Source organism: Pseudomonas sp. NFPP02, assembly GCF_900119355.1.
GTDB classification, from domain to species: domain Bacteria; phylum Pseudomonadota; class Gammaproteobacteria; order Pseudomonadales; family Pseudomonadaceae; genus Aquipseudomonas; species Aquipseudomonas paracarnis.
This window is the reverse complement of record NZ_FPJI01000009.1, coordinates 249,913-267,564: the sequence shown is the minus strand read 5'-3', so window position 1 is coordinate 267,564 and position 17,652 is coordinate 249,913. Positions and strand designations below refer to the sequence as shown.

The window sequence follows — 17,652 nt, the reverse complement described above, 5'->3', positions numbered from 1 at the left end:
ATGAGCAACATCAATGATATCGTAAACTCTGAATCCCCAAGAGATGTCGTTCTTTTTATAGTAAGAAATAAGTCAATTTCATATCCGATGCTGGATCGACTATATAACAGGAATGGCTGGGTAAATATTGGTAATAATCTTGAACTATTAAAGCTTGTTCATAACATGAGACTGGAAGGGCTGATTGATAACTCTGATGGGGGAATTAAAAAAGGTCCTAATTGGAAAGAGCCAGCCTTTATGGCTGAGAATAAGTATACGCTTGAGTGATATGTAGGTCTGCAAAAGAAAGCCCAGCTCAAGCTGGGCTTTCTTTGTAAGCGTACGGGCAAACCGTCTTGCACGACTAAGCCGGACGCCACCTATGCGGCAGCAACTCTGCAATCTCACTTGCCCGCTGCGTAGGCAGGCGCGTCAGCACATCCTTCAGGTAGGCATAGGGATCGTGCCCATTGTTCCGGGCCGACTGAATCAAACTCATGATCGCAGCGGCGCGTTTGCCGCTGCGTAGCGACCCAGCAAAGAGCCAGTTCTTGCGCCCCAGCGCCCAAGGCCGCATCTGGTTCTCACACCAATTATTATCAATAGGCACGGCCCCGTCATCAAGGTAGCGCGACAGCGCCGTCCAGCGTTTCAAGCTGTAATCCAAGGCTTTGCCAATGGCCGAACCGTTATGCACGATGTCGCGCTGGGCAACCATCCAGGCATGCAACGCATCCATCACGGGTACCGCCTTTTCCTGCAGTATTCGGCGGCGTATGTCCGGTTCTAGATCCTCGATTTCCCCCTCGATCTCGTACAGCGCATGCATGTAACGCAAGGCTTGCTCAGCCAGCGCGCTCTTGTGAGTCGCATGCAGTTCGAAGAACTTGCGCCGGGCATGAGCCATGCAGCCGATTTCAGTCACGCCGAGTTCGAAGCTGGCCTTGTAATCGCCGAAATCATCGCAGACCAGCTTGCCCTTCCAGTCTTGTAGGAAGTTACGCGCATGCTCGCCGGCCCGGCTGAGGCTGAAGTCGTAAACTACAGCCGAGGTTTCGCAAAACGGGCTGGTCCTTCGGCGGTTGCGTCAGGAAGGTGTGTTCGCTTCGCCGACGTGCCGCACTGGTGAAGATGCGTGTTGCTCTGAACCAGAGCTGGGCAGGTGAGCCGTTGCTCAAAGCCTCGTCCAAGAGCATTTCAGCTTGTCTTGATAGACATGAAGCGCTCATTGAAAAACGGATATTAGCTGCTGTCACTGAAGCGGGTGTCTTGCATCAAGTCAGGCGCTGCCAAGCCGTAGAGGGCATTGGTTTTCTTACGGCAGTTGCCCTGACCATGGCATTTCAACGAGGAGCGTTTGAAAGTGCTGACGCTTACATCGCATTTCTGGGAATGGACTTGAGGGTGTCCGACTCAGGGCAAATGAACGGACGTCGTTCGTTAAGCAAAAAAGGAGACTCAGAGATCCGCAGGTTGCTGCATAACGCGGCGTCAGCCGGTATTAGGTCAGAAGCCTGGAAGCCTTTATACGAGGGCTATCTGACCAGGGGCCTGAAAACAACTCAAGCCCTGGTCATCATCGCCCGCAAGTTAGCGCGTATCGCCTTTTCGCTCATGAAAAACCAGAGCGAGTACCAATCAAAAGCGGGTTTAGGGGCTTCCCCCCAACCATAGAATCTCCCACATTGGGATTGCGGCGCGCCAGAGAGATAGGCATCGGCTGTCAGGCCGTCTTCGCAGGCAAGCCAGCTCCCACAGTTGGATCTCGCCGCACCTGGGAGATAAGGGCTGCTGTTTGCAGCTTACGGCTTGAGCGCTTTCTTGGGATAAATGTCGTAGCGGCTGGACTTGCCATCCAGCGCATGGCTTGGCTTCGGCCCCTCAATACAGGGTGCCTTGCGCGGCCGCTTGACCACCACCCGATGGCTGGCCAAAGCCAGAGCGGCCGCAAGCAACGCCGGTGCATCCGGGTCATCGCCCACCAACGGCCGGAACAGGCGCATTTCCTTCTTCACCAGGGCAGTTTTCTCACGGTGCGGAAACATTGGGTCCAGGTAGATCACCTGAGGCGGCTCGCCCTGCCAATTGAGCATCACGTCGATGGAGTTGCCCTTGAGTAGCTTCATGCGCGCCACAATCGGCGCCACGTCAAAATCTTCGGCAGCGCGTGCCAGGCCATCTTCGAGCAAGGCGCCGATCAACGGCTGGCGCTCGATCAGGCTCATCTCACACCCGAGGCTGGCCAGCACGAACGCGTCCTTGCCCAAGCCAGCCGTGGCATCCAGCACTCGCGGGCGCACGCCCTGGGCGATGCCCACCGCCTTGGCGATCATCTGCCCGCTGCCACCACCATACAATCGCCGATGCGCCGCGCCGCCTTCGACAAAGTCGACCCGCACCGGCCCTGGCGCATCAGGCCCAAGCTGTTGCAACTGCAAGCCGTGCTCCCCCACTTGCAGGGAAAAATCCGCATCGGCCACCTGCAGAGGCAACCCCAGCAGCGAAGCCCACTGTTCAGCGCGGGCCTGGAAGCTGTCAGCCAAGGCTCGGACCTGGATGCGGCTGGCCGCTGGTTGTTCGTTCATCAATCGCCACGCTCAAAAATATTAAGGATCGGCAAACAACGGCCGATAAAAATCACAGTCAGGTATTTTGCCAGAGCTGAGCGTCGACCGAGAAAAATGTCAGACATTCTTCCCCTTTCCATCGGTGTACTGCCGACCCACAACCATTACGGCCTGCGCAATACCCAAGCGCTGGCCGGGGTGAGTCATGTGTGGCAGGACTTCTTCGCCCGCGCGTTGGCCGAGCAGCTCGGTGAAACGCCGGACGCGCTCGCCGCCAAGGCGCCCGCCCCGGCAGACCCGGCAGTTGAACCCCGCGAAGGCGCCGACCTGCTGGCGCAGATCCTCACCCAGCGTGAGTGCGATGTGAAAGACACCGAGATCGCCCCGCCGGAGCCGCTCTTCCTGCCGATTGCCGAGTTCGAAACCGAGCTGCTGCCACCGGCCGCGACGCCGTTCCCGGAAGAAGAAGTCATCGCCCAGCAACGCCAACAAGCGTTTGAGAGCGAGTGGGTGCGCCCCATCGTGCTGAACGCCGGCCAACCGCTACCCGGGCCAGGCCCCGCGCCACAACCACGGCCACTGCACCTGCCGATTGCCGAATTCGAGCTGGACCTGCTGCCACCGGCCGCCACGCCGTACCCTGAAGAAGAACTGCTGGCGCAGCAAAAGGCCCTGGATTTCGATTACTACTGGGCACGCCCGCTGGTGACCCACAACCTGCGCCTGGCCGCCTGAACCCTAGCGACACACCCACCAACGCCCCATGTCCAGATGGAAATGGTTGCGATGAGCCGCGTTGTAGTCCGGGCTCAACACCACGTTGAAATCATCACAGGCGCCATCGCGTACCAAACGCAGGAAACGCGCACTGTCGCTCTGCCCCGGCCAATCCTTGAGCACGCTGATGCTGCGCCCATCCGCCAGGCGAAAACCGGCGATATCCAGGGCATTGGCCGAGGCATGCTGGCTGAGTCGACCGTCGGCACGGTTGTAGATATTACGGCAGGCAAAACTGCCCAAATGCTCGACGCGGCTCACCGCTTGGCCAAACACGGCCTGGGCCGCCGGTTGCAGGCTATGGCGCTCGAACAAGGCGAACGCCACCGCCAGCGGGCAACTGGCGAGAAAGCTGCTGCTCAAGGCCACGTCAGCGCCCTGCACACGCAGAATATTGCGCAAGGGGCACGCCGCATCAGCCGGTGTATCGGCCTGGCGGCTCACGCGCAGACCAGAGGTGTTCAACACCTGGTCACACAGCGCCGGATCGTCCTGCAAACGACTGAGCTTGTAGCGCGTCAACAGGTTGGGGCTGGCCCGCACATCCAAGGGCGCCCAGGGGTTCCACTCGGCCGGCATCGGCACCCAACCCCGCCAGACGGCCAACGCAAATGCGCCCACCAACACCAGCAACACACTCAATGTCTTGACCACACCCACGGCTCGACCCTCAAAGTAGCCCGAGCTGCTCCGCCACGGGTTCTCGATGCAAGGCAGGCAGCGGCGGTAGCCCTGGCAGGCGCACCATCAGCTTGGCGTGGAAGCGCAGCGCCAGTTGTGCCGCGAGACGATTGTCCGACGTGTGCAGGAACATATAGGGCGTGCGGCCCTCTTCGATCCAACTGGCGATCTTTTCCACCCATGGAAACAGGAACGGGTCATTGGCCTCAAGGTCCGGATGCCCGATGAAGCGCACCTGCGGAAACTGCGTCAGGGCCGCTGGGCGCGGTGGCACCCGGGGCTTTTTGGACTGGGCATGCAGCACCGCTTCCGAGGTGGAGGTACAACTGAACAGGGCACGTGGATCGAGGCAGATGCGCTCGACACCGCGATCGCGCAACAGGCGGTTGAGCATGCGCTCAGCATCACCCTTGGCGAAGAACTGTTCATGACGCACCTCCACGGCCAGCGGCCGATCAATGCCATCGAGAAATCCAGCCAGCTCCGCCAGGCGTGGCGGCGTAAAGCTCTTCGAGAGCTGCAGCCACAGCGGTGAAACGCGCTCACCCAAAGGGCTCATCAAGCCGACAAAACTTTCTGCCGCCGGCAACTGTTCACGCAAATCGCCAGCATGGCTGATATCGCCGGGGAATTTGGCGGTGAAGCGAAAATCATCAGGCATGATTTCGGCCCAGCGCTGCACAGTGGCGGCCGAGGGGCGAGCATAAAAAGTGGTATTGCCCTCAACGGCGTTGAAGACCTGGGAATAGAGCCCGAGGTAATCGCTGGAACGTGCCTCAACGGGATACAGGTACTCGCGCCAGGCGTTTTCACTCCAGGACGGGCAGCCGATGTAATAAGGCAAACGCATCAGATATGGATATCGAGACCCAGCACTTCCATATCCCATTCGACAAAGCCGGCAGTGGTCAGGTAGCTGGCCAAGGCGGTGGCAACGCTTTTGCTCATGGAACGGGGAAAGACCATGTCTTGCTGACGGGCAGGAACGCCGCTTATGCGTGCGCTCGAGGCGCCTTGAGCTTTGGAAGGCGTATCGGTGTGTACTTCGATGAAGTCCGGTGAATCCTCGACGGACTCGTCTACCGTCACGCTCGCCTTGCGCGGCTTACGCTTGAGGGGGTACGACTGTGAGGAAAAACCGTCTATACGCATACATGCAGACTCGGTATCAATGATGGCAATTTAGCGGCACTTTCCATGGCGCGCAAATGCTCTGGTGATAACTAGAACACATAATTTGTAAAAGGTTTAAAAACCCAGGCAAATTCTGACGATTGGCGAAATTTGCCGCGTAACACCCACATTTTTGGCGTCAAATAATCCCGCGTTCGGCCTTGGTCTGCGCGACTTTATCGCGCAGGTACACCGGTGCTGCCTGGTCCGCCGCAATCGCCTCGCCGCGCTCGAATGCGAAACGTGCCAACGCCAGCAGGTCTTCGGCGTGCGGCAACATCGCTGCGTCCTGCTCGGCACACGTCACGTTGATGCGTTCGCCATAACCCCAGCCCGTGCCGGCACCGAACCAATCACCGCTGGCGTCAGCGGGCAACTGCGCCGCTTCGGGGGCCAGCACCGCTTCCGCACCGACCAGGCGCATTTCGCCTGCGGTCTCACGGTAGCAACCCCAGTAAACCTCATCCATGCGCGCATCAATTGCCGCTGCCACCTGCGATGCCCCGTGCTCACGCAACGCACGCTGGGCCAGTACCGCCAGGTTGGACACCGGCAACACCGGGCGCTCCAGCGCAAAGGCCAGGCCCTGCACCACGCCGATGGCGATGCGCACGCCAGTGAATGCACCGGGGCCACGGCCGAACGCGATGGCATCCACCGCCGCTAGGGTGGTCCCGGCGTCTTCAAGCAATTGCTTGATCATCGGCAACAATTTCTGCGCGTGCAGGCGCGGGATCACCTCGTAGTGGCTCGTGACCTTGCCATCGTGCAGCAAGGCAACGGAGCAAGCTTCAGTCGCGGTGTCCAGGGCCAGCAGGGTACTCATCGGTGTGGGTGTCCAAGTCGGAAAAAAGTGCGCCAGTATAAACAACAACGACCCGCAAGCGGGCCGTTGTCTGTGCCGCTGATCAAGGGATCAGCTCAGTGCTTGCAGCACCTTGGCGGTGATGGCCTCTACCGAGCCCACACCAGGGATGTGGCTGTATTTCGGCTTGCCTTGGGCTGCGGACAGCTTCTGGTAGAAGTCCACCAGGGGCTTGGTCTGGGAATGGTAGACCGACAGGCGATGACGCACGGTTTCTTCGGTGTCGTCTTTACGCTGCACCAGGTCTTCGCCGGTGACATCGTCCTTGCCTTCCACTTTCGGCGGGTTGTAGACGATGTGGTACACGCGGCCAGAGCCTTCGTGAACACGACGGCCAGCGATACGCTGGACGATCTCTTCGTCTTCAACCGCGATTTCGACCACGGCGTCCAACTCCACGCCCGCCTTCACCAAGGCTTCAGCCTGGGGAATGGTGCGTGGGAAGCCGTCGAACAGGAAACCGTTCTTGCAGTCTTCCTGGCTGATGCGTTCCTTGACCAGGTTGATGATCAGGTCATCGGAGACCAGGCCGCCGCTGTCCATCACGCTCTTGGCGATCAGGCCCAGTTCGGTGCCAGCCTTGACGGCCGCACGCAGCATGTCGCCGGTGGAGATTTGTGGAATGCCGAATTTTTCAGTGATGAACTTTGCCTGAGTACCTTTACCGGCCCCGGGAGCTCCCAGCAGAATGACGCGCATCGATGTGCTCCTCAATTTTTTATAGAGATGACGCTCGGATTCGCCGCGTGGGGCCAATCTCGTAAAAATGTGGTTCTAGGCCGATCAAACGGCCAAAGGCTGATCAAGATACACAGCGGGCCCTCACCATACAAGCCGCCAAAAGTCGGAGAAACCCGCGCCGCACATGCGTCAGCGCCAGGGTGTGCCTGAGCGCAACCCACCCTCTCAAACGACGACCGCCCGTTTCCGGGCGGTCGTCGCGGTTTATCCGCAAGCCATTGAGTACACGCAAAAAACCTCAGCCGGTGTTGCGCAAACCGGCCGCGATACCGGCCACGGACACCAGCAGCGCCTGTTCCAGAGGGCTGTCTTGGGCAGCCTCCTGCTGACGGGAACGTGCCAGCAACTCGGCCTGCAACAGGTGCAAGGGGTCGAGGTAGGTGTTGCGCAGGCGGATGAACTCCAGGGTGTCGGGGCTATGGGCCAGCAGCTGCGACTGGCCGGTCAGGCCAAGCACCACGTCACACGCCTGCGACAATAGGTCGCGTAAGTGCGCACCCAATGCCAGCAGGTCCGGCTGCACCAGGCGCTCATCATAAAGACGGGCGATATCGGCATCGGCCTTGGCCAGGACCATTTCCAGCATGTCGATGCGCGTGCGAAAGAACGGCCACTGCTCGCGCATCTGCCCCAGCAATTGACCTTCACCGCGCTCCAGCGCCTTGCTCAGTGCCGCTTCCCAGCCGAGCCAGGCGGGCAGCATCAGGCGCGTCTGGGTCCAGCCAAAGATCCATGGGATGGCGCGCAAGCTCTCAATCCCGCCCGCACGACGCTTGGCCGGGCGACTGCCCAAAGGCAAACGGCCCAACTCCTGCTCCGGCGTGGACTGGCGGAAGTACTCGACGAACTGCGGATTTTCCCGCACCACGGCACGGTATGCGCTGACACCGTCTGCCGCCAGTTCGTCCATCAGATGACGCCAGGCAGGCTCGGGAGGCGGCGGCGGTAACAGGGTCGCTTCCAGTACCGCGGCCAGGTAGAGATTGAGGTTCTGCTCAGCGATATCCGGCAGGCCGAATTTGAAGCGAATCATCTCTCCCTGCTCAGTGGTGCGGAACCGCCCCGCTACCGAGCCCGGTGGCTGCGACAGGATGGCAGCGTGCGCCGGGCCACCGCCACGACCAACAGTGCCGCCGCGACCGTGGAACAACAACAGCTCCACCTGTTGCTCGCGGCAGATGTCCACCAGGCGCTCCTGGGCGCGGTACTGTGCCCAGGCGGCTGCCGTGGTGCCGGCGTCCTTGGCCGAGTCCGAGTAGCCAATCATCACTTCCTGCGGGCCCTGCAAGCGCGCGCGGTAACCCGGTAGTTGCAACAGGCGCTCCATCACCGGCCCGGCGTTGTCCAGGTCGGCCAGGGTCTCGAACAATGGCACTACGCGCATTGGCCGCTGTACACCGGATTCCTTCAACAGCAGTTGCACCGCCAGCACATCCGACGCGGCGCCGGCCATGGAGATGACATACGAACCTAATGATGCGGCTGGTGCGGCGGCGATTTCCTTGCAGGTATTGAGCACCTCGGCAGTGTCCGCCGAGGGTTTGAAGTAACCCGGCAGCAATGGCCGCCGATTGGTCAGTTCCTGGGTGAGGAAGCTGATACGCGCATCCTCATCCCAGTCCTCATAACGCCCCAGGCCCAGGTAATCGGTGATTTCGGTCATGGCCGCCGAGTGACGGCTGGAGTCCTGGCGCACATCCAAGCGCACCAGGAACAGGCCGAACGTCACGGCACGGCGCAGGCAGTCGAGCAGCGGGCCATCGGCGATCACGCCCATGCCGCATTCGTGCAGGGACTGGTAGCACAGTTGTAGCGGGTCCAGCAGGTCGCGGTTGTTCTGCAACACCTCGGCCGGCGCCGGGGTGGTGCTGGTCAACGAGGTGTGGGCCCACTGGCGCGTGGCGCGCAGGCGTTCACGCAGTTGCTTTAGCAAGGCACGATAAGGTTCGACGCTGTCGCCGACTTTGGCTTGCAACGCCGGGCTGGCCTGTTGCATCGACAGCTCGGAGGCCAGCTGATCAATGTCACGCAGATACAAATCCGCCGCCATCCAGCGCGCCAGCAACAGCACTTCGCGGGTGACCGGTGCGGTGACATTCGGGTTGCCGTCACGGTCGCCACCCATCCACGAAGCAAAGCGAATCGGCGCAGCCTCCAGGGGCAGGCGCAGGCCGGTGGCGGCGTGCAGGGCCTGGTCGGCCTTGCGCAGGTAATTGGGGATGGCGTGCCACAGCGAATGCTCGATCACCGCAAAGCCCCATTTGGCTTCGTCCACCGGGGTGGGCCGCACCCGACGGATTTCTTCGGTGTGCCAGGCTTCGGCGATCAAGCGTTGCAAGCGCTCGCGAATCTGCTCGCGCTCGGCGGTGGTGAGGTCGCGGTGATCCTGCAAGGCCAGTTGCGCAGCAATGGCATCGTATTTCTGGATCAGCGTGCGGCGGGCCACTTCGGTGGGGTGGGCGGTGAGCACCAGCTCGATGTCCAGCCGCGCCAACTGCCGGGCCAGGGATTCATTGCTGTGACCTTCGCTTTGCAGACGGGCCAGCAACTCCGGCAAAACCCGGGATTCGAACGGCGCGGGTTGCGATTCATCGCGCCGATGAATCAATTGATATTGTTCGGCAATGTTGGCCAGGTTGAGGAACTGGTTGAAGGCTCGGGCCACCGGCAGCAGTTCGTCCTCCTGCAACTGGTTGAGGCTGGCGCTCAACTCATCGCCAGCGGCTTTCTCTGAAACGGCTCCGCGACGGTCGGCCTTGGCGCCTTTGCGGATCTGCTCGATCTTCTCGAGGAAAGCCTCGCCGTACTGCTCTCGAATGGTGTTGCCCAACAGCTCACCCAGCAGGTGAACATCCTCACGCAAGCGTGCATCGATATCACTCATCAGCCAATCTCCAGCCAGAAATCCGGGACGCGCAGGTGCTTCAGAGTGCCGCCGACGTCGGTTTCTGACAAGGCCGAACGCAAACGACTTTAAACCTTGGCGCTTGCAGCTAGTCTCAACGGTGAGTCGCCGCGTCATCCGCGCAGGCGGCTGGTCGCTCATCACCGCCTGCCATCGCAGGCTTTATTGAGGTAGCCATGAAAATTCGAGAACTGGCCCAGCATTGGGAAGAAACCGCCAAGGGTCGTTTGACCAAGTCTGAATACGCCATTCATCTGGATGTAGAAGCCGCTGCACGGCTGGCGGCCATTGCCGAAATGTACCCCAAGCGCCATGTCGAAGAACTGCTCGGCGAGTTGATCGGTGCCGCCCTTGAAGAGCTGGAAGCCAGCTTTCCCTACATCCAGGGCCAGCAGGTAATTGCCACCGACGAAGAGGGTGACCCGTTGTATGAAGACGTCGGCCCCACGCCACGCTTTCTTACTTTATCCCGTCGCCACCTACATGATTTGTCGGCCGGCACTGACGAACAAAAACACTGATAAACATTTATTGACGTCAATTAAACCCACGTATTCCGGGCCTTTTACAGGCCCGGAGGTACCGCCGCACGCCGCGAAAGTTCCATTTTTCAAACACTGACCAATCAGTCAGATATTTTTTTAGGCAAATCGCCATATCCGCTGAACTTTTGAAAAAAGCCTCCGGTCACAGCCAGTAGCCATCACTTGTGGAACGGTCGTTTGAACGGACGCCATGTGCTTTACCGACGGGCCCGAAATCGATACGCCCCGATGGATTTTGATGTTTTTCAGGAGTTATCCAATGGAGTTGAAGACGATGAACACCAGCACTGCCAAATCCTCGTTTAACCACCTGCGCGGGCTCAAATTGGCCGCGCTGGCAATCGGCACCAGCTTCGTTCTGGCTGGCTGCGCCGGCAACCCTCCAACCGAGCAGTACGCCGTAACCCAATCGGCCGTCAACAGCGCAGTCAGCGCCGGCGGTACCGAGTATGCGGCGGTGGAAATGAAGTCGGCCCAGGACAAGCTCAAAGAAGCTGAGATTGCCATGCACGACAAGAACTACGACAAGGCTCGCCAATTGGCTGAACAAGCCGAGTGGGATGCCCGCGTCGCTGAGCGTAAGGCCCAGGCTGCCAAGGCTCAACAGGCTGTGAAGGATTCCCAGAAGGCTGTTGAAGAACTGCGTAAGGAAGGCATGCGCCCAGCTGCAATCATGCAGAAGTAAGCCGCAGCCCCTTGACTGCATCGCACCTGATATCGAATTGAAAGGACGACACGACTATGCGTAAACAATTGATGATCCCTGCCCTGCTGGCGATGAGCGTTGCCTTGGCGGCCTGCTCCACCCCGCCGAACGCGAACCTGGAAAATGCGCGGACCAATTTCTCGTCCCTGCAAACCAACCCGCAAGCCACCAAGCTGGCGGCGCTGGAAACCAAAGACGCCAGCGAATGGCTGGACAAGGCTGACAAGGCCTACCGCGACAAGGAAGACGAGAAGAAAGTCGACCAGTTGGCCTACCTGACCAACCAGCGCGTTGAAGTGGCCAAGGACACCATCGTCCTGCGCGAATCCGAGGCCAAGCTGAAAAACGCTGGTGACGAACGTGCCCGCGCCCTGCTGGACGCGCGTGACGCACAAATCAAGCAACTGCAAAACAGCTTGAACGCCAAACAAACCGATCGCGGCACCCTGGTGACTTTCGGTGACGTGCTGTTCGCCACCAACAAGTCCGATCTGAAATCCAGCGGCCTGGTGAACATCACCAAGCTGGCTCAGTTCCTGCGCGATAACCCAGACCGTAAAGTGATCGTCGAAGGCTATACCGACAGCACCGGTTCCGACTCGTACAACCAGAGCCTGTCTGAGCGTCGTGCCGCTTCTGTTCAGCGTGCACTGGCTCAACAAGGCGTGGATATCTCGCGTATCGTGACCCAGGGTTATGGCAAGGAATACCCGGTTGCCGATAACGGCAGCGTCTCCGGCCGCGCCATGAACCGTCGCGTGGAAGTGACCATTTCCAACGACAACCAGCCGGTCAAGCCACGGTCTTCCGTTGCTAACTGATTGATGCTGGATAAAAAACCCACCTTACGGTGGGTTTTTTTTGGGTTCGTCGAACCCGACTGGACGATGTGTATCTTCGAGCGGCATTTCTATCTTCGCGCTCGATAGCTTGTCCATCAGCTGGCTAAGCTCATGCGTCTGGGCAGCTTTGCGCTCCAGTTCTTCATGCCCTCTCGCCATATTCAACATATTGCGTATCGCAGCAATAGTAATCGCCACTGTCTCGGCCCCAATCTTTATGAGTCATGACGCTTTTGTGGCTTCTGACGCAAGACGGTTCCCGTTATTCATGTTACTGCTGGAAATCAATGGAAATCTTTGCGCTACCTTCGCCACCAGACTTGCTGCCTTCGCCATCAGCGCCTTTACCCTCTTGGCCTTCCATAGCTTTAAGCTTTTCCTCGAGTTCTTTCAGCAGTTTTTTAAGGTCATCCACAGCGCCTCCCGAACCGCCGCCGCCCTCTGAACCACCGGCACCTTGAGATTGCATCTGACCTATTTGCTTCTTCAGATCCTCAATCTCTTTCTTGAGGCTGCCTACGTCACCGGATTGTTGACCTGCATCTTGAGCGCCAAAACCACCTTGGGAAGGACCAACTCCACTTATAGACATATGTGACTCCAAATCAAGTTAAAGAGTTAACCGAATCAGCGTTGCTGCTCGGTCCCAAATCAGTGGCAACTCACTCAAAATGGTTCCAGCTTTCCCCACACTGCCTGTCCTACTGCTCCAGTTTCGGCGTTTCTTGACCTATACAACGTACGGCCTGCTTCTTGTTGTTCACCAGCACGCCGCTCAAGCCTTTCTGCTCGGTATCAAACATCACCAACACGCCGTCAACACACTGCGCCACTTGCGCGGCCGGGGTCAGGGAGACTTTGTAATCTTCGCCCGGTATGGTCTTGAGCATGGTGAAATCGCTGAGCAGCAACGCATCTTCCGGCTTGGCGAAGTGCAGATAGCCGTAGTACCACAGGCAGCCAACGGTGCCGATGATGGTACCGATGCCGGTGAGGATCAGCGGGATCATGTTGCGTTCTTCGCTCATTGCGGGCTCTCTGATGAGTCAACTTTAGGAATAGGGTAATTCGGAATTTCCCCCAGGCGACGCAAGCCGTTGAAGTGCTGAGGGTCGTCCAGATAACGCAGCATGACGGTCTGCCAGGTTTTGTCGGCAAAGGTCTGCACATGGCCGCCACGGGTCAGTTGCAACACCCTGGGCGGTGGCGCCGCTTGATACAGGCGGATCCCATTGGCCACCGGCACGATCGGGTCATCCAGACTGTGGAACAGCAGCTTGGGCACACCGGTCAACCGGGGAATGGCATTGATCGCACTGTCGGCGTCGGGCACCAGCCACGACAGCGGCACCTGCAACGGCCAGGTTAACCAGGAAGTGCTCAGGGCGAATTGTCCTACGTCACGATAACTGGCTGGCACGCCGTCCAGTACCAAGGCTTTTAGCTGGGCTTGACGCTCCGGGTGGGCTGCCAGGTAATGCACCGCCAATGCACCGCCCAGGCTTTGGCCGAGAATAACCAACGGTTGCCCCTGGGTTTCAGGCGCCTTGTCGATCCAGCCGAATGCGGCGTCGATATCCTGGTAGATCGCCGGCAACGACGGCTTGCCTTCCGACAGCCCATAGCCGCGATAGTCCAGCAACAGCACTTGATAACCCTGCTCCGGCAACCACCAACTGCCCCCCAGGTGCCAGGCGAGGTTGCCGCCGTTGCCGTGCAAATGCAGGACTGTGCCCTTGAGCGGGACACCGGGTTTTGCCGGCAGCCACCAGGCGTGCAGTTTCACGCCATCTGCGGTGGTGAGCGTGACGTCGCGGTATTGCAGGTGGGCTTTTTCCGGGGTGAAGGGTAGGCCGGGCTCGGGGTAGAACAGCAAGGAGCTGCAGCCGTTCAATGTGAGTAGCAGGCATAAAATGCCGAGGATTCTCATCCGTTGAAACCTCGCGAAAGTTCTGAAGACCAGTAAAGATCAAATGTGGGAGCTGGCTTGCCTGCGATAGCGGTCTATCAGTGACTGAGTGCTGGCTGACCCAGCGCTATCGCAGGTAAGCCAGCTCCCACATTTTTTGATTCGGTTTCGTCAGTTACAGGATATTGGAGTAATCCGCCTCGATCCGGTCCAGGCTCAAGTGGTTGAGGAAGTTGGAGAAGCACATCCAGGCCGCCAGCGCGTTCATGTCACGAAACTGCTCCGGTAGGTACTTGGGCGGCACCACCAGGCCTTCGTCGACCAACTGGCGCAGGGTACGCATGTCTTCAAGGGTGGTCTTGCCGCAGAACAGCAGCGGCACTTGCTCCAGCTTGCCTTTGCGCACGGCGAGCTGGATGTAGTTGTAGACCATGATAAAGCCCTTGAGGTAGGACAAATCCTTGGTAAATGGCAGGCCGGTGGGCACCGAACCACGAAATACCCGGCTGGCATTCCCATAGCTTTCGGCCATTTCAAAGCCTTGCTCACGGAAGAACTCGAACACCTGCAGGAAGTCGGCGCCCTCCTCCACCATATGGATGGCGCGGGTCCGGTTGGTGAGTTTGCGCAGGCGGCTGGGGTAGGAGGCAAACGTGATGATTTCCATCAGGATCGCCAGGCCTTCCTGGGTGACGGTGGACGACGGCGGGCCCTTGGACAGAAACGTGCAGATCGGCTGGTTCTGGCCGTTAAGGGTGGTGCCCACATGCACCAACCCTTCATGCACTTCGAGGGCGCGCACGTCGCGGTCATTGAACATCGCATCGGCGCGGATCTTGATGTAGTCGGCGCCCGCTGCCGCATCGGCGACGATGCCGTCGGACTCGAACACGCGGATGGTCTCTTCGGCTTCGCCAAACACCTTGTTCAGCCGCGTTTGCAGCAGGCTGACCGCGTCCTTGGCGGTGAGGGTCTTGGCTTCGTCCTTGAGGTCACCCCGGCCATCGATGTTGTTCAGGTAGTCGGAGAGCATCAGGCCAAGGTCGGCCAGGGTCGGGTCGCCGGCGTGGAACGCATCGGAGGCGGCGCCGTAAAGCTCTTGGGAAATCAGACCGAAGTCCTCGGTGCCGCGCGCTTCAAGCATGCGCACCACCATGCGGTATTCACGGCACATGCGCCGCATGATCTGCCCCACCGGACTGAATTGCCCAAGGCGACGGGTGATGTCGCGCTCGATGTTCTGAAACTCCAGCTTCACCGCACTGGAATCGAACGACAGCGGCCGGTTCAGGTAGTAATCACGGTCTACGGCAGGCATCGCCTTGCCCTTGGCCTTGAGAAATCCCTGACGAATGTTCTCGTCCCATTTCACCGCATCAAGGACGCGGATCGGTGTTTGCGCCAGCACAATGCGATCGGACAAGGTGCGTATCGTCTGCTGGTAATCGTCCACCCGGTGCTTCCTCTTTAAACGTTATTGGCCCACACGCAGTTAGCGCACGGCTTCACATCTGAGCAGCAGGCCCATCAGAGGTAGGAGCTGGCTTGCCTGCCCCCACCCAAAGCAGATTGCGCACAGGGCTAGGCCGAGGCCAATACCAGGTGCATGTGACGCTTGAGGATTTCAAGCATCTCGTCACCCGTCAAAGGCTCTGCGCCGCCCAACAGGCCCTGATATTCCATCCGACTGATGATAGCCGTCAACACCTTGGCATCCTGCTGTGGCTCACGGGAACCCAATACCTGGAAAAACTGCCCGGTGCCCTGCAACAGGATCTGTTGGTGGGAGCGTACCAGTTCGGCCAGGCGCGGGTTGAGCAGGGCTTCCTGGCGAAAAGCCTGCTCGGCCATCAGGTATTCGCGGCGGTTGGTCAGCTGGCGCAGCACATAGTCGGCGGTCAGGCGGGCGATATCATCGGCCAGTTGCGAGCGCGACTGCGGGCTGCCGTCACCATAGGCGACCATCTCGCGCAACAGGCCTTCGTTGCGCACCCACAGCTTGCCCATGAAAGCGGCGCTGCGCTCCACGTATTGGGCGAAGGTGTCGGTGAGCAGGTCGTCGATGTCTTTGAAGTAATAGGTGGTGGCCGACAGCGGCACCCCCGCCTCTGCCGCCACTGCCCGATGACGTACGGCCCGCACGCCATCGCGCACGACGATACGCATGGCCGCATCGAGAATGTCTTGCCGGCGCTGCTCGCTGCCCCGCCGGCTGGCCTTGCGGCCCTGGTACTGAACGCTTTCAGCCACGGCAGCAGCAATGCCGGCGGCACCTTCTTGAGCCATTACGCGGTTCACCACACTTCTTCCTTTAGAGGTGACGCGGAGCGTCACAGGGTGCATTCCCATGCGGAGCGTGGGAACGATCAATGACGAGCACCACTTGAACAGGCCACATAAAAAAGCCGCCTTATAAAAGGCGGCTTCGGATTTCGCTACGGTTACGCTTGTGGCCGCATGTGCGGGAACAGGATCACGTCGCGGATCGACGGCGAGTTGGTCAACAACATCACCAGACGGTCAATGCCGATACCTTCACCGGCAGTCGGCGGCATGCCGTACTCCAGGGCCCGAACGAAGTCGGCATCGTAGTGCATGGCTTCGTCGTCACCGGCGTCCTTGTCGGCCACCTGGGCCATGAAGCGCTCGGCCTGGTCTTCCGCATCGTTAAGCTCGGAATAGGCGTTGGCGATTTCGCGGCCACCGATGAACAGCTCGAAACGGTCGGTGACGTTCGGGTTGTCGTCGTTGCGACGGGCCAGCGGCGACACTTCGAACGGGTATTGGGTAATGAAGTGCGGCTGTTCCAGCTTGTGCTCCACCAGTTCTTCGAAAATCATCACCTGCAGCTTGCCCAGGCCTTCGAAGCCCAGCACCTTGGCGCCGGCTTTCTTGGCAATGGCACGGGCCTTGTCGATGTCGTTGAGGTCGTCAGCGGTCAGCTCGGGGTTGTACTTGAGGATCGAGTCGAACACCGACAAGCGCACGAATGGCTCGCCGAAGTGGAACACCTTGTCGCCGTACGGCACGTCTGTGCTGCCCAGCACCAGCTGTGCCAGCTCGCGGAACAGCTCTTCGGTCAGGTCCATGTTGTCTTCGTAGTCGGCGTAGGCCTGGTAGAACTCCAACATGGTGAATTCAGGGTTGTGACGGGTCGAGACGCCTTCGTTACGGAAGTTGCGGTTGATCTCGAACACCTTTTCAAAGCCGCCAACAACAAGCCGCTTGAGGTACAGCTCAGGCGCAATACGCAGGAACATTTCCATGTCCAGCGCGTTGTGGTGGGTCTCGAACGGCTTGGCTGCGGCACCACCCGGGATGGTCTGCAGCATCGGGGTTTCCACTTCCAGGAAGTCACGCTGCATCAGGAAGCTGCGGATGTGAGCAATGACTTGCGAGCGTACGCGGAAGGTCTGGCGCACGTCTTCGTTGACGATCAGGTCAACGTAGCGCTGGCGATAGCGCTGTTCGGTGTCGGTCAGGCCGTGGTGCTTGTCTGGCAGCGGGCGCAGGGACTTGGTCAGCAGGCGTACATTGGTCATCTCGACGTACAGGTCGCCCTTGCCGGAACGGGCCAGGGTGCCTTCGGCGGCGATGATGTCGCCCATGTCCCAGGTTTTCACCGAGGCCAGGGTTTCTTCGGACAGGGTCTTGCGGTTGACGTAGACCTGGATGCGACCGGTCATGTCCTGGATCACCATGAACGAGCCACGGTTGAGCATGATGCGACCTGCCACCTTGACCGGGATCGCAGCCTCAGCCAGTTCTTCCTTGGTCTTGTCCGCGTATTGCTTCTGCAAGGCATCGCAGTAGTTGTCGCGACGGAAGTCATTGGGGAAGGCGTTACCCTTGGCGCGCTCGGCAGCAAGCTTTTCCTTGCGCAGGGCGATCAGGGAGTTTTCTTCCTGTTGCAGGGCTTGCGGGTCGAGTTGTTGGTCGCTCATGTCTTTAAATATTCC

18 protein-coding genes and 2 pseudogenes are annotated in these 17,652 nt (G+C 59.5%); 6 read left to right on the top strand and 14 right to left on the bottom strand.

Annotation, left to right across the window (positions count from 1 at the left end; translation table 11 throughout):
* Window positions 1–270: a hypothetical protein gene (locus tag BT204_RS17805; RefSeq protein ID WP_034126525.1), complete on the top strand. Its 270-nt coding sequence runs from the start codon at window positions 1–3 to the stop codon at window positions 268–270.
* A 76-nt stretch (window positions 271–346) separates the two neighbouring features.
* On the opposite strand, the pseudogene BT204_RS17800 reads toward BT204_RS17805, so the two are convergent.
* Window positions 347–1,054 (bottom strand): annotated as a pseudogene (locus tag BT204_RS17800) (IS66 family transposase); the annotation flags it as partial.
* A gap of 32 nt (window positions 1,055–1,086) precedes the next feature.
* On the opposite strand from BT204_RS17800, the pseudogene BT204_RS17795 reads away from it, so the two are divergent.
* A pseudogene (locus BT204_RS17795) lies at window positions 1,087–1,656 on the top strand (transposase); the annotation flags it as partial.
* A gap of 128 nt (window positions 1,657–1,784) precedes the next feature.
* On the opposite strand, the gene BT204_RS17790 reads toward BT204_RS17795, so the two are convergent.
* Window positions 1,785–2,567 carry a class I SAM-dependent methyltransferase gene (locus BT204_RS17790; protein ID WP_072447671.1) on the bottom strand — a complete coding sequence of 261 codons (783 nt, stop codon included), beginning with the start codon at window positions 2,565–2,567 and terminating at the stop codon, window positions 1,785–1,787.
* 96 nt (window positions 2,568–2,663) lie between these two features.
* Here BT204_RS17790 and BT204_RS17785 point away from each other — a divergent pair, with 96 nt between their 5' ends.
* Window positions 2,664–3,284, top strand: a complete 621-nt coding sequence (locus BT204_RS17785) for a hypothetical protein (protein ID WP_034126524.1) — start codon at window positions 2,664–2,666, stop codon at window positions 3,282–3,284.
* Between the two features lie 3 nt (window positions 3,285–3,287).
* On the opposite strand, the gene BT204_RS17780 is transcribed toward BT204_RS17785, so the two are convergent.
* The 6 genes from BT204_RS17780 to ppc all read right to left on the bottom strand — a co-directional run bounded on the left by BT204_RS17780 (window position 3,288) and on the right by ppc (window position 9,670).
* Window positions 3,288–3,986, bottom strand: coding sequence for an extensin-like domain-containing protein (locus BT204_RS17780; RefSeq protein WP_034126523.1), 699 nt, complete (start codon window positions 3,984–3,986; stop codon window positions 3,288–3,290).
* Window positions 3,987–3,996: 10 nt separating this feature from the next.
* Window positions 3,997–4,857 carry a DUF72 domain-containing protein gene (locus BT204_RS17775; protein WP_072447669.1) on the bottom strand — a complete coding sequence of 287 codons (861 nt, stop codon included), beginning with the start codon at window positions 4,855–4,857 and terminating at the stop codon, window positions 3,997–3,999.
* Window positions 4,857–5,159, bottom strand: a complete 303-nt coding sequence (locus BT204_RS17770; RefSeq protein ID WP_034126521.1) for a hypothetical protein — start codon at window positions 5,157–5,159, stop codon at window positions 4,857–4,859. The genes BT204_RS17775 and BT204_RS17770 overlap by 1 nt, the downstream gene beginning before the upstream one ends.
* Window positions 5,160–5,319: 160 nt before the next feature.
* Window positions 5,320–6,006, bottom strand: a complete 687-nt coding sequence (tsaB, locus tag BT204_RS17765) for a tRNA (adenosine(37)-N6)-threonylcarbamoyltransferase complex dimerization subunit type 1 TsaB (RefSeq protein ID WP_060764536.1) — start codon at window positions 6,004–6,006, stop codon at window positions 5,320–5,322.
* Between the two features lie 90 nt (window positions 6,007–6,096).
* Entirely contained in the window at window positions 6,097–6,744 is a 648-nt protein-coding gene (gene adk, locus BT204_RS17760; protein ID WP_003189104.1) for an adenylate kinase, read from the bottom strand.
* Window positions 6,745–7,024: 280 nt separating this feature from the next.
* Entirely contained in the window at window positions 7,025–9,670 is a 2,646-nt protein-coding gene (ppc, locus tag BT204_RS17755) for a phosphoenolpyruvate carboxylase (protein ID WP_034126519.1), read from the bottom strand.
* A 197-nt stretch (window positions 9,671–9,867) separates the two neighbouring features.
* On the opposite strand from ppc, the gene BT204_RS17750 reads away from it, so the two are divergent.
* The 3 genes from BT204_RS17750 (at window position 9,868) to BT204_RS17740 (ending at window position 11,763) form a co-directional block, all read left to right on the top strand.
* Window positions 9,868–10,212: a hypothetical protein gene (locus BT204_RS17750; RefSeq protein ID WP_054917830.1), complete on the top strand. Its 345-nt coding sequence runs from the start codon at window positions 9,868–9,870 to the stop codon at window positions 10,210–10,212.
* 283 nt (window positions 10,213–10,495) lie between these two features.
* Window positions 10,496–10,921, top strand: coding sequence for a DUF4398 domain-containing protein (locus BT204_RS17745; protein ID WP_034126517.1), 426 nt, complete (start codon window positions 10,496–10,498; stop codon window positions 10,919–10,921).
* 56 nt (window positions 10,922–10,977) lie between these two features.
* On the top strand, window positions 10,978–11,763 hold the full coding sequence (locus BT204_RS17740; protein ID WP_034126516.1) for a lipotoxin F family OmpA-related lipoprotein LptF: 786 nt from the start codon (window positions 10,978–10,980) through the stop codon (window positions 11,761–11,763).
* Window positions 11,764–12,055: 292 nt separating this feature from the next.
* Here BT204_RS17740 and BT204_RS17730 read toward each other — a convergent pair whose 3' ends face one another.
* The 6 genes from BT204_RS17730 to lysS form a co-directional block, all read right to left on the bottom strand.
* The gene (locus BT204_RS17730) at window positions 12,056–12,376 is read right to left on the bottom strand and encodes a hypothetical protein (protein ID WP_072447665.1); all 321 of its coding nucleotides are present in this window, start codon (window positions 12,374–12,376) and stop codon (window positions 12,056–12,058) included.
* Between the two features lie 109 nt (window positions 12,377–12,485).
* Window positions 12,486–12,812, bottom strand: coding sequence for a PA3694 family proteiin (locus BT204_RS17725; protein WP_054917825.1), 327 nt, complete (start codon window positions 12,810–12,812; stop codon window positions 12,486–12,488).
* Window positions 12,809–13,714, bottom strand: a complete 906-nt coding sequence (locus BT204_RS17720; protein ID WP_034126512.1) for an alpha/beta hydrolase — start codon at window positions 13,712–13,714, stop codon at window positions 12,809–12,811. Before BT204_RS17720 ends, BT204_RS17725 begins: the two co-directional genes overlap by 4 nt.
* Before the next feature lie 154 nt (window positions 13,715–13,868).
* The gene (locus BT204_RS17715) at window positions 13,869–15,146 is read right to left on the bottom strand and encodes a flavohemoglobin expression-modulating QEGLA motif protein (RefSeq protein ID WP_014717201.1); all 1,278 of its coding nucleotides are present in this window, start codon (window positions 15,144–15,146) and stop codon (window positions 13,869–13,871) included.
* A 128-nt stretch (window positions 15,147–15,274) separates the two neighbouring features.
* Window positions 15,275–15,991, bottom strand: a complete 717-nt coding sequence (locus BT204_RS17710) for a TetR/AcrR family transcriptional regulator (RefSeq protein ID WP_072447663.1) — start codon at window positions 15,989–15,991, stop codon at window positions 15,275–15,277.
* Between the two features lie 143 nt (window positions 15,992–16,134).
* Window positions 16,135–17,637: a lysine--tRNA ligase gene (gene lysS / locus BT204_RS17705; RefSeq protein WP_003189082.1), complete on the bottom strand. Its 1,503-nt coding sequence runs from the start codon at window positions 17,635–17,637 to the stop codon at window positions 16,135–16,137.
* Between the last annotated feature and the right edge of the window lie 15 nt (window positions 17,638–17,652).

Coding starts and splice junctions, on each gene's coding strand:
- BT204_RS17805 (WP_034126525.1), top strand. CDS start 1: ATGAGCAACATCAATGATATCGTAAACTCTGAATCCCCAAGAGATGTC.
- BT204_RS17790 (WP_072447671.1), bottom strand. CDS start 2,567: ATGAACGAACAACCAGCGGCCAGCCGCATCCAGGTCCGAGCCTTGGCT.
- BT204_RS17785 (WP_034126524.1), top strand. CDS start 2,664: ATGTCAGACATTCTTCCCCTTTCCATCGGTGTACTGCCGACCCACAAC.
- BT204_RS17775 (WP_072447669.1), bottom strand. CDS start 4,857: ATGCGTTTGCCTTATTACATCGGCTGCCCGTCCTGGAGTGAAAACGCC.
- BT204_RS17770 (WP_034126521.1), bottom strand. CDS start 5,159: ATGCGTATAGACGGTTTTTCCTCACAGTCGTACCCCCTCAAGCGTAAG.
- tsaB (WP_060764536.1), bottom strand. CDS start 6,006: ATGAGTACCCTGCTGGCCCTGGACACCGCGACTGAAGCTTGCTCCGTT.
- adk (WP_003189104.1), bottom strand. CDS start 6,744: ATGCGCGTCATTCTGCTGGGAGCTCCCGGGGCCGGTAAAGGTACTCAG.
- ppc (WP_034126519.1), bottom strand. CDS start 9,670: ATGAGTGATATCGATGCACGCTTGCGTGAGGATGTTCACCTGCTGGGT.
- BT204_RS17750 (WP_054917830.1), top strand. CDS start 9,868: ATGAAAATTCGAGAACTGGCCCAGCATTGGGAAGAAACCGCCAAGGGT.
- BT204_RS17745 (WP_034126517.1), top strand. CDS start 10,496: ATGGAGTTGAAGACGATGAACACCAGCACTGCCAAATCCTCGTTTAAC.
- BT204_RS17740 (WP_034126516.1), top strand. CDS start 10,978: ATGCGTAAACAATTGATGATCCCTGCCCTGCTGGCGATGAGCGTTGCC.
- BT204_RS17730 (WP_072447665.1), bottom strand. CDS start 12,376: ATGTCTATAAGTGGAGTTGGTCCTTCCCAAGGTGGTTTTGGCGCTCAA.
- BT204_RS17725 (WP_054917825.1), bottom strand. CDS start 12,812: ATGAGCGAAGAACGCAACATGATCCCGCTGATCCTCACCGGCATCGGT.
- BT204_RS17720 (WP_034126512.1), bottom strand. CDS start 13,714: ATGAGAATCCTCGGCATTTTATGCCTGCTACTCACATTGAACGGCTGC.
- lysS (WP_003189082.1), bottom strand. CDS start 17,637: ATGAGCGACCAACAACTCGACCCGCAAGCCCTGCAACAGGAAGAAAAC.